This window comes from Acinetobacter sp. BIGb0196 (assembly GCF_011759595.1).
Classification (GTDB): Bacteria; Pseudomonadota; Gammaproteobacteria; order Pseudomonadales; family Moraxellaceae; genus Acinetobacter; species Acinetobacter guillouiae.
Genome location: NZ_JAAOZA010000001.1, coordinates 2,618,883 through 2,633,679, shown reverse-complemented (window position 1 = coordinate 2,633,679; position 14,797 = coordinate 2,618,883). Strand labels below are relative to the sequence as shown.

The window sequence follows — 14,797 nt, the reverse complement described above, 5'->3', positions numbered from 1 at the left end:
AAATTTGCCTCAATAACCATAGACCAATAGCCATAGAAATGTGTTTGGATAGCGCTTTGATCAGCTACAGGCCGCTATGTTATCTGTCTATAGTTGTTGATAGTTGTCAATTTAAAACAGATGAGTTGAATGTTTGTTTAAATGAGTCGATTTTATACTTGGATGTTGATCTCATATTTTATTTAAATTATCGGGCTTAAATAAAATACTAAAACAACTTCCCCCTAAAGCTTGTGACTTGGAATATTCAATCCGACCTTCATGCGCGATCATAATTGCATTGACAACAGATAGACCTAAACCACTGCCACCATTCTTCTTGCCTCTGGATTCTTCAAGTCGATAAAACGCATCAAATATAAAGGGGATATGCTGATCTGCAATACCGGGTCCTTGATCTTCAATGGTTAAAACCAAACCTTCTGATTTTTTTTGTGTGCTAATCCGTAAAATCCCTGCCTGTGCATAACGAATTTCATTTTCAAATAATGCAATTAAGATCTGTTCAAGCCGTTGTCGGTCAAAAAAGCAGGCTTGATCTGATAAATTGGTTTCGATGACTAATTTTGCTTGATCAAAACGGTCTTGAAGTAAGTTTACAGATTGTGTAATGACGTCAGATAGACAAACTGACTCTAGGTTAAGTCGAAGTTGTTGATTATCCGCCAGACTTAGGGTTCTTAGATCTTCGATTAAAAATGACAACTGCTCAACTTGATTGAGTAAATTTTTTAATAGGGCTTTATCTGGGGTAAATATATCGTCAAGCACGCCTTGTAAGCGACCTTGTAAGATAGTCACAGGTGTTCTTAATTCATGTGCAATTGCGGCATTCCAAATAGATGCATTGTTGACTGAGATTTCCAGTTTTTCTGCCATACGATTAAAATCATTGATCATCTTTGTGATTTCAGCGACAGAAGAGGGATTGTCCAATTGCGCTCTTACGGAAAGATTGCCCAAACTAATTTCTCTTGCTGCAATGGCTAAAGAATTTAGCGGGGCGATAAAGCGTTGCGCTAATTTTAATCCTAAATAAACAGAAGTTAATGAACCGCATAAAGTCACCAGTAAAATCCAAGTGAGATCAACAAAATTAAATGACCAGTCTTCGGAATTTAACTGTTCTAGCGAGACCAATTTAAACTCGATGGCAACAAAATAAGTCAAATAGCCAAAAATCAAGGAAAAACAAGTGGTCAATAAGCTCACTTTGGCCATGGTGATAATCAGCTGGCGGCTAATTCCAATGTTATTTTTCATCATTTTGCCTTAAACGATAGCCAACACCACGGACATTGATCAGTAAGTCAGTTTGATGATGATCTTCCAGTTTTTTACGTAATTTACTGATGTGACTGTCTACAGTACGCTCTAAGGCATCACCATCAGGCAAGCAATGGTTCATTAATTCTGATCGGGTAAAAACCTTGTAGGGCGCTTGCGACATCAACGCAAGAATCTTAAATTCCGTTAAGGTAAGGTTTAACAGTGCTTTCGAATGTTCTTTGATAATGTATACACAAAGTGTTTCTGTATTAATTTCAATTGATTTAAAGCTAATGATTTGGGCTTTCGCCTGAGATGACATTGCACTTCTTCTCAATACTGCCTCAACTCTGGCAATAATTTCATTTGGATTAAATGGTTTTACCACAAAGTCATCAGCGCCGATTCTAAGTGCTGTGACTTTATCCACTTCTTGATCTAATGCGGTCAGCATAATCACAGGGGTTTGTTTGGATTGACGAATATGATTTAAAACTTCCCAACCATTTAAGATCGGCAATTTCACGTCAAGAATCACCAGATCAATCTGTTGCTGCGCATGTATTTCGATGGCTTGCTGTCCATTAAGTGCTCTAAGCACATTGAAGCCATTTTTTTTCAGATAATGCTCCACAATATCGCCGATATCATAATCATCTTCAACGACTAAAATTTGTTTACTGGCTGGATCAGACGCAAAAGAAATATTGCCCATTGCTGGATACTTTAAAATGGATACAGGCCCATCATAATTTATTTTTAGTGGCTATATCCACACAATCTCCACACTTTGGTGACGCTAAGTACACAAATATTGCCAATAATCGTCATATCTAGAACTCTGGGTGCAGATGATGCCTAAGCCTTATTTTTTTATTATTTTATTGGTTGTTTTAAGTGGGAGTGCGTTAACTGGATGTAATCGCTCAGGAAATGCTGAAGCAGAACAAGCACAGCAGGCTACACCAGCCAAAGTCAGTATTTATACCGTTCAACAGCAAGATATTCATTTGATTGAAAACTTACCTGCACGTGTACAAGCCTATCGAATTTCAGAAATTCGCCCACAAGTTGGCGGAATTATTGAAAAGGTGCTGTTTACCCAAGGCAGTGAAGTTAAGGCTGGACAACCCTTATTTAAGATCAATTCGGAAATTCTTCAAGCAGATGTCAATAGTAATCAGGCTTTATTGGCAAAAGCACAGGCAGAAGTAGTGCGTCTAAAAATGCAACAGGAGCGATATCGACAACTGCTTCCTTCCAATGCCATTAGTAAACAGGAATTTAATAATACAGAAGCCGCTTATCATCAGGCTTTGGCCGAAGTTGCTCAAACCAAGGCAGCATTGGCACGACAAAATTTAAACTTACGCTATGCGACTGTACGCGCTCCGATTTCAGGTCAAATTGGTAAGTTGCTGGTAACCGAAGGTGCATTGGTCAGCACCAGTGATACCAATCCAATGGCTTTGGTGCATCAGTTAGATAAAGTCTATGTTGATGTTAAACAATCAATTTCTGAATATGAGCAATTGCAAGATCGTTTGAATGATGGTTCGTTGTTACAACGTGGTGGTGCTGAGGTCAGCATATCCAATAGTCAGGGTAAATTATATCCAGTGACTGGGAAGATTTTATTCTCAGATACCAGCGTAGATCCCAATACCGGTGATGTCACTATCCGTGTGGAAGTAAATAATCCTCAACGGAAATTATTGCCAGGGATGTATGTCAGAGTTGGTTTAAACAGAGCATCACAACCCAATGCCTTACTTGTCCCTGAACAAGCCGTACAAAGAGATATTTCAGGTCAAGCACAACTGATGATTGTAAAAGCAAATCAGACTGCAGAAACACGTCCAGTGAGTTTAGGACAGTTATACAAAGGTTTCTATGTGGTGAATAGTGGAATTAAAGCAGGTGAAAAAGTCATCGTTGAGGGGCATGATCGAATTCAACAGCCAGAACAGCCTTTAAAAATAACCCAGTGGAAGTCGCAATACACAACCGATGCTGGGGGCACGCAAGCACAAAATAAGGGCAGTGATCAAAGCACGGCAGGTCAGTCTTCTCCGAATACAGGAGAAAAATTATGATATCGCAGTTCTTTATTAAACGACCAATCTTTGCTTGGGTGATTGCACTCTTTATTATTCTGTTTGGTGTCTTAAGTATTCCAAAGTTGCCGATTTCTCGTTTTCCTTCAGTTGCACCACCTTCGATTAGTATCTATGCAACCTATCCGGGAGCAACACCAGAAACCTTGAATGATAGTGTTGTCACCTTGATTGAGAGAGAGTTATCGGGAGTAAAGAATTTACTTTATTACAGCGCCACCTCAGATGCCAGTGGTCAAGCGAGTATCACCGCCACATTTAAACCGGGGACTGATCCAGAGTTGGCTCAGGTAGATGTGCAAAATAAACTAAAGTCTATCGAACCGAGATTGCCACAATCGGTTAGACAGCAAGGCCTAATTGTTGAAGCGGCATCCTCTGGATTTCTGATGATGGTCGGAATCAACTCACCAAATGATCAATTTAAAGAAATTGATTTAAGTGATTATTTGGTTCGAAATGTGGTTGAAGAATTAAAACGGGTTGAAGGGGTAGGACGTATCCAATCCTTTGGATCTGAAAAGGCCATGCGTATTTGGATAGATCCAAACAAATTGGTGTCTTATCAGCTGTCGATTAAAGATGTCACAAATGCCATTCAAGCACAAAATACGCCGATATCTCCGGGAAGTGTCGGGAGTTTGCCTGCGGTTCAAGGACAGATGATTACACTGCCATTAACGGCTGAAGGGCAGTTAAGTACAGTTGAAGAATTTCAAAATATTACCCTACGTGCCAACCAGAGTGGCGCACAAGTCACACTTAAAGATGTTGCACGGGTGGAGCTTGGGGCGCAAACCTATAGTTTTTCTATTTTAGAAAATGGAAAGCCAGCAACCGCTTTGGCGATTCAAATGAGCCCAGGGGGGAATGCAGTCAAGACATCTGAAGCTGTCAAAGCAAAAGTTGAGGAGTTGAGCAAGGTTTTACCAAAGGGGATGCAATATTCGATTCCTTATGATACTGCGCCGTTTGTTAAAATTTCGATTGAAAAAGTAATCATGACTTTGCTGGAAGCAATGGTGTTGGTTTTCCTTGTCATGTATTTATTTTTACATAACATTCGCTACACTTTGATCCCTTCAATTGTTGCACCGATTGCACTTCTAGGCACATTTGCAGTGATGTTGATCAGTGGTTTTTCGGTCAATGTTTTAACTATGTTTGGTATGGTTTTAGCCATCGGTATTATTGTCGATGATGCGATTGTGGTGATTGAAAATGTGGAACGCATCATGGCAACGGAAGGCTTATCACCTGTTGATGCGACTTCTAAAGCAATGCAAGAAATTACCAGTCCAATCATCGGGATAACCTTGGTACTGGTGGCGGTTTTTTTACCGATGGCCTTTGCCAGTGGTTCGGTAGGGATTATCTATAGACAATTTACCGTGACCATGGCGGTATCCATTGCATTCTCAGCATTTTTAGCACTGACTTTAACCCCTGCACTTTGTGCAACCTTGTTAAAACCGATTGAAGCCGATCATCAGAAAAAAGGCTTCTTTGCGTGGTTTGATCGCTTTTTTGACCGCGTCAATAAAAAGTATGAAGCAATTTTAGTGAAATTATTGAAACACATTTTTACTGTGATGATTGTATTTGTTGTTCTGACAGGTTTCTTATTATTTGCGTTTAAATCGATCCCAACCGCTTTTTTACCAGAAGAAGACCAAGGCTCATTTATCACCTCATTTCAATTGCCTGCAGATGCCAGTCAAGAGCGGACATTGACCATTGTAAAATCGTTTGAGGAACATTTAAAAAGCAGAGAAAGTATTAAAGAAAATGTCTCTGTACTCGGGTTTGGCTTTAGTGGTTCTGGCAATAACACTGCCATTGCCTTTACAAATTTAAAAGATTTCAAAGAAAGAAATACCTCCGCTGCAGATGAGGTTAACGCTGTAAATGCGGCCATGGCAGACAGTGCAGAAGGTACGATTATGTCTGTTTTACCGCCAGCAATTGAAGAAATGGGAACAACTTCGGGCTTTACTTTACGTTTACAAGATCGCGGTAATCTTGGAATGCAAGCTTTGAATGAGGCACAAGCACAGTTGATTGGTCTTGCAGCAACCAGTAAAAAACTGGCTTATGTTTATCCAGAGGGTTTACCACCAGGCAGTAATGTCGATTTAAAAATTGATCGTAATAAGGCAGAAGCTTTAGGTGTGAATTTTGCTGATGTGACAGACACCATTTCATCTTCAATGGGCTCAATGTATGTCAATGATTTTCCAAATCAAGGACGAATGCAGCAAGTGATTGTTCAAGTGGATGCCGATTCACGGATGAAAATCACTGATATTCTAAATTTGAATGTGGTTAATAAAACTGGAGCACTGGTTAAACTCTCTGAGATTGTTACACCTGTGTGGACACAGTCTCCGCAGCAATACAATCGTTATAATGGACGACCATCATTGAGTATTGCAGGGGCAGGCGCAGAAGGGGTTTCTTCTGGGGTAGTGATGAAGGAAATGGAGCGACTGATTGAGCAATTACCAAAAGGAATTGGTTATGAGTGGACAGGGCAATCCTTGGAGGAAAAACAGTCAGAAGCGCAAACCAATTTCTTATTGGCATTGTCAATGTTAGTGGTCTTCCTCGTCCTTGCTGCACTCTATGAAAGCTGGTCGATTCCATTGTCGGTGATGCTGGTTGTACCTTTAGGTATGATTGGTGCAGTGGTTGCGGTATGGATCAGAGGAATTCCCAATGATATTTTCTTTAAAGTGGGTTTAATTACCATCATTGGATTATCTGCAAAAAATGCCATTTTGATTGTTGAATTTGCCAAAATGCTGAAAGAAGAGGGAATGACTCTGATTGAAGCCACTGTTGCTGCTGCCAAACTTCGTTTAAGACCGATCTTGATGACATCCTTGGCTTTTACCGCTGGTGTGATTCCATTGGTGATTGCTACAGGCGCAAGTTCTGAAACTCAACATGCGATTGGTACAGGGGTTTTTGGTGGTATGGTCAGTGCGACGATACTTGCAATCTTTTTTGTGCCAGTATTTTTTGTGTTTATCCTCAGTGCTGTTGAGAAATTACGTGGCAAAGCTTTACCTGTACGTAAACTGCCTTAAGCGCTCTGCGTTAAGCTTTTAATTTTTAATCTTGTGTTTTGTAGAGGATAAGCATTTGTCCTCTACAATATTTCTAAGCCATCCATTGCATTTATTATATGCATTTATTTGGATGCCTAATTTTTCTTCCTATTATTTTTATCTCGTATAGTTTTCTTTAGATATACAGTTCAGTTGTTTTAACTGCATTATTTATATAAGTTTATTTTTTACATTTAAATAAATACGTTCAGTAGCCCACTGTTTTATCGTCAAATTATCCCCTCTAAACCATTCTTATTTACATTTAATTACATTTCTCATTAGGCATTTTTGCCTTCTCATTCGTCTATATAGATAAAGGCAGCGTTTTTTAAATTCACGGCAATTGATCTGATAGACGAAGCAGGAAGGATTCATGAACAGTACAACGCAATACAATAGATTGAGCAGACAAGAAAAGCACAGGGTTTTATCCAGCACTCAGCAAATGCGCTACATTTATTTGTGCTGTATCTAAGCCTATGTCTGCTGTAATTCTCGCTTCAAATGATAAGCAAAAATACTCTACGCTTTGTGGGGTAGTGATCAGTCATATATTGTTGTTATGGTCTTTGTCTTATTTAAAAACAGATGTTCGTATTGAATCACATTCACCTGAAAATGCGATTCAAATTCGTTTTATCAGCTTGAACAAAACCGATGTTGTACAACAAAGCAGTACAAAGCTGCAGACGGCATCAGAGCAAGCTGCAACGCAATCAAAAGCACAACCTCAATCTACAGTAGCAACAGCGATACAACATCAACAACAGGTCAAAGTGATACATAGTACTGAGTCAAAAAAGTTGAAGATGGATCAAACAACACAACAGACAACAAAAGCACAAGAAAAAAAACCAACCGATCAACAGACGGAAAGTAAATCTGAATCAAATCGTCAGTCAACACAAACATTCACTGAAACAAAATCATCTACGAATACTGAACAGACTGCTTCAGGTCAGTCAAATGAGATAGCCAAACGTGCAGGTGGTGAAGCAGGCAAAGACAATAAAAAAGAACAAAACGCTGCCTCTACTTCTCAACCACAGCAACCGCTTCCCGTGAGTCGGGTCGATGTACTCAGCTTTGGCAAGCTTAATTACGATGATCGCGAATTGCAAAACCAGCAGCGCTTGTTGGTTCTCACCATCAAAATCAATCCTCAAGGGCAGCCGATAGATGCCAGAGTAAAGCAAAGCTCAGGTATTAGTAGTTTGGATGAAAGAGCTATACAAGCTGCACAAAAAGCAAAATTTAAACCACATATTGTCAATGGTGAAGCATTGGCAATCGTGGTGGATTTTCCCATTCAGCTTAAGCTTGGTCGTAATCGCTGATTGGATCATTAAACAATGAAAGGGTTTATTTAGGAGTTTTTATGAACGCATCAACAGAAAAAGTGATCAGTAGTAGTTTAATGCAACGCTTGAAACAAGAAACACTGGCAGAGCATGAACGTATGGAAATCTTGATGCAACAATCAGGCGCGTTTGAGAGCAAAGAGAATTATGCGCAATTCACCCTGTCGCAATATTATTTTCAGAAAGATGTTGAACATCTTTATCAAGATTCACAGGTTGAACAATTGATTCCCGATTTAGATGTGCGTGGGCGTTCCGATGCAGCTTTACAAGACTTGGCTGATTTAGGTTTAACGCCTCAGCAGCAGGGTATTGCAACAGATGAAATTAGTTTTCCACAATCTTTGGGCTGGATTTATGTTTCAGAAGGTTCAACCTTAGGCGCAGCATTTTTACTCAAAGAGGCTCAGGCTAGATTTGGCTTTAATGCTGATTTTGCTGCACGTAACTTAGCAGCATATCCAGAGGGTCGTGGATTAGTATGGAAGCGTTTCAAGCAAACCCTAGATGATGCAAATTTTAGTTTAGAGGAACAGCAATTGATTATTGAGGGGGCTATGCAAGGCTTTCATCGTTTTGGTGAACTTTTAGCACAATTAAAAACACTGAAATAAATAATTGATGATGGATAAAGGAAATCAAGCAATGAAGCAAACGGGGTCAGAGACCAATCTAAATACCAGTATTTCTATGTCGGAGCCGAGATTGGCGAAGTCATGGTTGGTTCGCTGGATCTGTATTGCACTGGCGGGGTTATGTCTGGTCTTAGGGACGATCGGTTTGGTGGTTCCTGGTTTGCCTACGTTTGATTTTTATTTTCTTGCGACGTTGTTTGCTGCAAAGGGTTCGCAGCGAATGCATCAGTGGATTGTTAATAATAAAGTCATTGCTCCGATTTTACAGCAATGGCAACTCAAACGAACTTTGCCCGTAAAAGTAAAACTATTTTCTTTGGCCAGTATGAGTGTGGCTGCTGGAATTTTAATTTGGACTGTGCCTCATCCATGGGCAGTAGGGACCATTGTTTTGATGATGGTTTGTGTGCAATTGTGGATGTGGTTAAAAGCATAAATGAGGATAATCTCAGGATGGAAATCTTTGAATATTATAAAAATACTGAAGAACTTAAACGCTTGCTGTTGCAAGCAAACTTAAAAGTAACCACAACACGATTAACTGTACTGAATATTTTAAGAAATGCACAACGAGAGCTGACAGCAGCCGAAATTTTGTATAGTCCAGATTTAAAAGTGAAAAAATTATCTTTTGCTGGTGTCTATCAAACCCTGAAACAGCTTGTTAAAGCAGGATTGTTGGTTAAATTTAAGCTGGGCAGTGAACAAGCATTATATTCATTCAAGGGAAGTCAAACCAATATGAGAATATATTGTAAAAAGTGTAGTCAGTTGCAACAAATTAATGATGAGGCTTTAGAGCAGCAAATTCGAGGACTTATTTTAGAACATGGTGCAAGTTCATATCATCTTGTTATAGAAAAACCCTCTTGTCCTTATTGTAGTCATTAAAATAACATGCCAAAGGGTAGATTATTTTATGATAAAAATATCCATAAATAATAAATCGGAATTTAAACTGAATGATAACCCAGATATTGAGGTTCAATGGGCATTAACTATTGATAATTTAACTTTATTTTTTAAGTATATTAAATGATCAAATAGAACATAAGGATGTACATAAACTAAAAAATAATCATATATACGGGGATTTTCTCTCAGGGTGTCTTGACATTTAAATGATAATTATTATCATTTAACAGGCCATCAAAGAGTTGATCCTATTGTGAACAAAAATCCTGCATTTGTAGATCAATTGTACCGTAATCACCAATCTTGGTTGCATCAATGGCTTAGAAAAAAAGTAGGCAATAGTGAGCAAGCTGCAGATTTGGTACAAGATACGTTTATTAAAATTCTGCAAACGCGTGATGAACTTTTTGGAGTAAAAGAACCTCGTGCATATCTGGTGACCATTGCTAGAAATTTAATGATTGATCAGGTGCGCCGTAAGCGCATAGAGCAAGCCTATCTGAATGAATTAAGTCAGATGGAATATATGCTGGATACAATTCCTTCGCCAGAAGATCAACTTCAGGTTGTTCAAGCGATTGACCAGATTTGTCAGGCTTTGATACGCGTCTCTGAAAAAGCACAGCAAGCTTTTGTGCTACATTATTTTGAAGGTTTAACCCATAAAGAAATTGCAGAAATCATTGGTGTTTCAACCAAGATGATTCAAAAATATCTAGCAACTTGCCTTGTGCAATGCTACGCACTGAAACAAGAGAAGGATTTGTTTGAGTAAATGATTGAAGAAGAGAAGAGTAAGCAACAATTAATCGAAGAAGCAGCGGAATGGATTGTGCTGCTGAGTACCGATGATGACTTACTCAAAAGAACAGCGCAAACAGATTTTGATGCTTGGAAAAGCAAGAGTCCACAACGCCAAAAAATTGCTCAAGATATCGAGCAATATATTACTTCGATTCAAAAACTGGTACAGACTCCACAACAACAGAAAATGACCCAATCTGTCTTAAAAACAGGTTTGCATAGTGCCCGTAAGCAAAAAAATATGCGCTATGGTGGAATTTTAACGGTGATATTGTGTTGTGTAGGGGGTATTTATAGTTATTTTATTTATCATCCAGTGTCATATCTAACCGCTGATATTAAAAATCATGCGGGAGAATGGAAAACCCAAACCTTAGCAGACGGTTCACAACTTAAACTCAGTGGTCAGAGTGCGGTTAATCTGGACTTCTCAGCAAATCAGCGTGTTGTGGAGTTGGTTCAAGGGGAAATATTTGTAGATGTGGCCAAAGACAAAGCCCGTCCTTTTATTGTCAAAACCCAACATGGTCAAATTGAAGCATTGGGAACTGCATTTAGTGTTCAATATCAGCCAGATGCGACTGGGCTTAAAATGCTACATTCCAAAGTGAAAGTTCAGTCCTCGAAACAAGACGAAGATCAAACCAAAGCATCTTCTGTGATTGTGACAGCAGGGCAAGAAGTCATACTTGATCGAAATGGTATACAACCTATACATACTTTTAATTTATACAATGAACAGCGGAAATGGAATCAACGGCATTTGATTGTTGAAAATATGTCTTTGTCAAAAGTGCTAAATGAGTTGAATCGAAACAGCAAAGAAAAAATTATATTTAACGCTGCTAAGTTAGAGAAAATTAAGGTCAATGCTGTATTGCCTTTAGATCATACCGAAAGTGCATTGCAATTATTAAGCAGTGTATTCCCTCAGCTAAATGTCTATCAAATCACCCCATATTTCACAGTTGTGACTTTGCAATAAACAGCATGATTTAAGCACTTGGTTTGAATCATGCTGTTTAGCTTTAAATTAGGCCTAAAATTTATATCGTTTTTTACTAATTGTTTGATAAATATAATTAATAATAAACTTAGAAAAATAAAAGATAGATAATTTAAATTTATTTTGAATAAATGGTTCCACTTTTTCAATTCTGAAGCGTCATAGTAAGTAGAAGCAAATATTAGGAATACATTTAATTTAATATATTGAATGATTCTTATTTACATTTACTGGGGCGTAAAATGAGTGAAGCTGTTTGCGGTCAAAAGCATCCAAAATATTCTTTCAAAGTGACATCATTGGCATTGGCGATTCATCTCGTTTGTGTGGGTGTAGCAACAACAGTCGCGACACAAAGCAGTTATGCGCTCAGTACAGAAACGCAGTCATATCATATTCCAGCGGGTTCACTTGCCAGTGTTCTGAATACCTTTGCCGAGCAAGCGGGGACCTCGATTGCAATTGATGCAAATCAGCTTAAAGGTAAAAGTAGCTTAGGTTTAAGCGGACAATATAATTTAGAAAACGGCTTTCAACATATTTTAGCAGCAACCGAGTTTACTGTGGTGAAAGTTGGAAATGGCTATATATTGAAGCATGTGGATAAAGCTGAAATTAGACCCATTCCAGTACAATCTCAGCCGATGATAGCTGATCAAGAAAATGTCGTACAACTTAGCCCAATGACTGTTTTTGGCACTGTCAGTCGCGATACAAAAGGGCAGAATGATGTTTATGATCAAGATATTTCTAGCGTCTATGCCAGCAAAGAGCAAATAGAACGATATAAAGGCGCTCAGCCAGCAGACTTATTCAAGGGAATGGTCGGAGTATACAGTGGTGATGCCCGAAACAGTGGTGCTTTAGATCCAAGTATCCGTGGTGTTCAAGGGCCGGGCCGTGTTCCTGTCCTTATTGATGGGACAGAACAGGCACTCACTGTATGGCGTGGTTATAACGGTGCGAATAATCGGAGTTATATTGACCCTAATTTAATCGGTGGGTTACAAGTCATTAAGGGGCCTTCCATCACACGCAATGTAAATACAGGTGTGGGTGGTGCGGTCGTTATTCATACTCTAGCTGTAGATGATGTTTTAAAGGAAGGTAAAAATTTTGGTGGGGAGATAAAAGTAGAAACCAGCAGCAATGCAGTGAAACCTAGAGAACCACAATTACTCACAGGTCAAAGCATTTATGATAATCCAAATTATCCAGCTACAGGAACGGACTGGCAAGGCAATCCAGTGTTCGAGCCTTATTATGATCCATCCTTATTTAAAGTAGCACGTCAGAATAAAGAAAATAATATTTATTCAGGCGATGATGTTGCAACACGTATTGCTTTGGCGGGACGTAGTGATAATTTTGAAGTTTTGGCTGCTTATGCTTATCGTAATAAAGGCAATCACTTTGCAGGAAAAAATGGCAGTGATTTTTATGATAAACCTGCCACAGGACGATTTAATTACGTTCCATACCTTGCCAAAGTTTACCCAGGAGGTACAGAAGTTCCCAATACATCCCTTGAAACAGAATCTTATTTGTTAAAAGCGGCGTGGAAACCCACAGATGAACAGCGTTTAGAGTTCGGTTATCGGGACAGTTCAATCATCAATGGAGAAATTTTACCTTCACGAATTGCTTGGGGTGAAGTCGTCAAAAATAAAGCAGGGGTACCACAATGGCCTTTAAGTCATATCGACTCTAAAGCCTATAATATGGAATACAAATATCAACCTCAAAATAATAATTTAGTCGATTTCTACGGCAATATTTGGCGGACTGATACCAAGAGTCATACCTATAGTTCAGGTGGATTTCCCAATGATACCAATGCAAACTTGGGTGTTTTTGTGAACAGTGCTACTGCAAATTCAGACAATACTCGCCAAGGAATGACCCTAAGTAATAAGTTTAAATTGCTGTCTAATCTGGGTTTAACTGTTGGGGGGAGTTTTCAAAAAGAAAAACTCAGTTCGGATGATATTTATAAAGACCCGAATATTAACGGAACAAATTCGGGTTATAGGATGTTACCGAGAGCAGGTCGTCGAGAAGAAAAAGAATTTAATTTTAACTTTGACTATCAACCTGTCTCATGGCTGAATTTAAACGCAGGTGCAAGATATCAAAACTATTGGGCCTTTGATGATTTTCTTAATGAACGAGTCAATGCGGGTGATCCCCAGTTTAGCCTGATTAAAAAAGCCACGGCATTAAGTATGACTTATTTTACTAAACGCCCAAATATGACACCAGAACTTGAACAGCAAACACGAGAAAGTATAGAGGCTCTTGCTTTAGCGGAAGGTTGGACTGATGAGCGCAAGCAGGCTCGAATTTTAAGTCGAATTTATCAGAAATCTAATAAAATTGATTACAAAATGGATAACCGTGGAAAATTAACCATTGCCAATAATCCCTTTTTAAATGGGACCTTAGTACAAGGTCGGGATTATGGATATTATTCTGGTAGTGGCATTCCTAGCGGTTATGAAGATATTGACTTAACAAAAACAGGTGTGCAAAAAACTAAAGATCATGGTTGGACACCAACAGCTTCAGCAACGGTTAATTTTAGCCCCAATAGTCGAATGTATTTACGTTATAGCGAAGCTTATAGAATGCCAAGTATGTTTGAAAGCACGCTTGGGTTTTCTGGAACCTTAAGTGGTTATAAGTTACAACCAGAGCATGCATCAAATTATGAACTTGCCTATGTTCATAATCTATCTGAGTTATTTAAAAACAGTAGTTATGCAGATATTAAATTGGCTTATTACTATAACAAAACTAAGAATGCGATTGAGCGTAGTCCAACTTTGGCATTTAGCAATGTCGATAGCCTTACCACAGAAGGATTAGAACTGCAAAGTCGCTTTGACAATGGGCGTTTCTTTACTGACTTAAGTGCCAATTATCGTTTTAAAAATAAAGTTTGTGATGAAAACTCAGCGATGCTTTTAGGGGCGAGCCACCAGTTTTTATTAAATCGTTGTGTTGATGATGGATTTGTAGGTGGATATTTAGTCAGTATGGCAACCCCAAAATATTCAGTTAATTTAACACTTGGTGGACGATTCTTTGATCAAAAACTTGAAGTCGGAACTCGTGCGAGCTATCACCATAAGTATGAAAATCCTGAAACTAAAAACTATAACGATATAGAGATGAGTTATTACGCCAATACCCCTTTGGCATGGAACTCAATGACCATTGTGGATGCTTATATCAATTATCGACTTAAACAAGACACCTTATTTGAACTGGTGGGGACTAATCTCACTGACGAATTCTATATTGATCCATTAACTCGTTCGGCAATTGCAGCACCAGGTCGAACATTTAAGCTAAGCATTACCCATAAGTTTTAAGGAACTTAGAGGTAATTAACCGAATTTATTGCACACCAAATGCAATAAATGTGTGGAAAATAAGACACGTACTCCTTGATTTTACACTTGAATTTAAAAATTAAAATCAGTGCAGCACATGTTTTATTTTTAATGATAATCATTAATACTTTTATTTTTATTCTTAATGATAAAACTTTAAAACTCATATCGAGGAA

11 protein-coding genes are annotated in these 14,797 nt (G+C 38.6%); 9 read left to right on the top strand and 2 right to left on the bottom strand.

Annotation, left to right across the window (positions count from 1 at the left end; all coding sequences use genetic code 11):
- Positions 1–171: 171 nt before the first annotated feature.
- On the bottom strand, positions 172–1,263 hold the full coding sequence (gene adeS / locus FHR28_RS12085; RefSeq protein WP_004721352.1) for a two-component sensor histidine kinase AdeS: 1,092 nt from the start codon (positions 1,261–1,263) through the stop codon (positions 172–174).
- On the bottom strand, positions 1,253–1,984 hold the full coding sequence (gene adeR, locus FHR28_RS12080) for an efflux system response regulator transcription factor AdeR (protein ID WP_004721351.1): 732 nt from the start codon (positions 1,982–1,984) through the stop codon (positions 1,253–1,255). Before adeR ends, adeS begins: the two co-directional genes overlap by 11 nt.
- 136 nt (positions 1,985–2,120) lie before the next feature.
- On the opposite strand from adeR, the gene FHR28_RS12075 reads away from it, so the two are divergent.
- From FHR28_RS12075 to FHR28_RS12035, 9 genes are all read left to right on the top strand, one after another.
- Positions 2,121–3,365, top strand: coding sequence for an efflux RND transporter periplasmic adaptor subunit (locus tag FHR28_RS12075; RefSeq protein ID WP_166782664.1), 1,245 nt, complete (start codon positions 2,121–2,123; stop codon positions 3,363–3,365).
- Positions 3,362–6,478 carry an efflux RND transporter permease subunit gene (locus FHR28_RS12070; RefSeq protein WP_171527317.1) on the top strand — a complete coding sequence of 1,039 codons (3,117 nt, stop codon included), beginning with the start codon at positions 3,362–3,364 and terminating at the stop codon, positions 6,476–6,478. The genes FHR28_RS12075 and FHR28_RS12070 overlap by 4 nt, the downstream gene beginning before the upstream one ends.
- Before the next feature lie 503 nt (positions 6,479–6,981).
- Entirely contained in the window at positions 6,982–7,839 is an 858-nt protein-coding gene (locus FHR28_RS12065; RefSeq protein ID WP_166782663.1) for an energy transducer TonB family protein, read from the top strand.
- A 41-nt stretch (positions 7,840–7,880) separates the two neighbouring features.
- Positions 7,881–8,477 (top strand): biliverdin-producing heme oxygenase, encoded by a 597-nt coding sequence (locus FHR28_RS12060; protein WP_004721344.1) that lies wholly within the window; start codon positions 7,881–7,883, stop codon positions 8,475–8,477.
- A 31-nt stretch (positions 8,478–8,508) separates the two neighbouring features.
- On the top strand, positions 8,509–8,934 hold the full coding sequence (locus FHR28_RS12055; RefSeq protein WP_004721341.1) for a YbaN family protein: 426 nt from the start codon (positions 8,509–8,511) through the stop codon (positions 8,932–8,934).
- Between the two features lie 17 nt (positions 8,935–8,951).
- Positions 8,952–9,389 carry a Fur family transcriptional regulator gene (locus tag FHR28_RS12050; RefSeq protein ID WP_004820653.1) on the top strand — a complete coding sequence of 146 codons (438 nt, stop codon included), beginning with the start codon at positions 8,952–8,954 and terminating at the stop codon, positions 9,387–9,389.
- A 277-nt stretch (positions 9,390–9,666) separates the two neighbouring features.
- Positions 9,667–10,188, top strand: a complete 522-nt coding sequence (locus FHR28_RS12045) for a sigma-70 family RNA polymerase sigma factor (protein ID WP_004721334.1) — start codon at positions 9,667–9,669, stop codon at positions 10,186–10,188.
- Entirely contained in the window at positions 10,189–11,202 is a 1,014-nt protein-coding gene (locus FHR28_RS12040; RefSeq protein ID WP_166782662.1) for a FecR family protein, read from the top strand.
- A gap of 263 nt (positions 11,203–11,465) precedes the next feature.
- Positions 11,466–14,600: a TonB-dependent receptor gene (locus tag FHR28_RS12035; protein ID WP_166782661.1), complete on the top strand. Its 3,135-nt coding sequence runs from the start codon at positions 11,466–11,468 to the stop codon at positions 14,598–14,600.
- Positions 14,601–14,797: the final 197 nt, after the last annotated feature.

Bases quoted from the DNA above. Each gene is read 5' to 3' on its own strand.
- adeS (WP_004721352.1), bottom strand. From the start codon at position 1,263: ATGAAAAATAACATTGGAATTAGCCGCCAGCTGATTATCACCATGGCC.
- adeR (WP_004721351.1), bottom strand. From the start codon at position 1,984: ATGGGCAATATTTCTTTTGCGTCTGATCCAGCCAGTAAACAAATTTTA.
- FHR28_RS12075 (WP_166782664.1), top strand. From the start codon at position 2,121: ATGATGCCTAAGCCTTATTTTTTTATTATTTTATTGGTTGTTTTAAGT.
- FHR28_RS12070 (WP_171527317.1), top strand. From the start codon at position 3,362: ATGATATCGCAGTTCTTTATTAAACGACCAATCTTTGCTTGGGTGATT.
- FHR28_RS12065 (WP_166782663.1), top strand. From the start codon at position 6,982: ATGTCTGCTGTAATTCTCGCTTCAAATGATAAGCAAAAATACTCTACG.
- FHR28_RS12060 (WP_004721344.1), top strand. From the start codon at position 7,881: ATGAACGCATCAACAGAAAAAGTGATCAGTAGTAGTTTAATGCAACGC.
- FHR28_RS12055 (WP_004721341.1), top strand. From the start codon at position 8,509: ATGAAGCAAACGGGGTCAGAGACCAATCTAAATACCAGTATTTCTATG.
- FHR28_RS12050 (WP_004820653.1), top strand. From the start codon at position 8,952: ATGGAAATCTTTGAATATTATAAAAATACTGAAGAACTTAAACGCTTG.
- FHR28_RS12040 (WP_166782662.1), top strand. From the start codon at position 10,189: ATGATTGAAGAAGAGAAGAGTAAGCAACAATTAATCGAAGAAGCAGCG.
- FHR28_RS12035 (WP_166782661.1), top strand. From the start codon at position 11,466: ATGAGTGAAGCTGTTTGCGGTCAAAAGCATCCAAAATATTCTTTCAAA.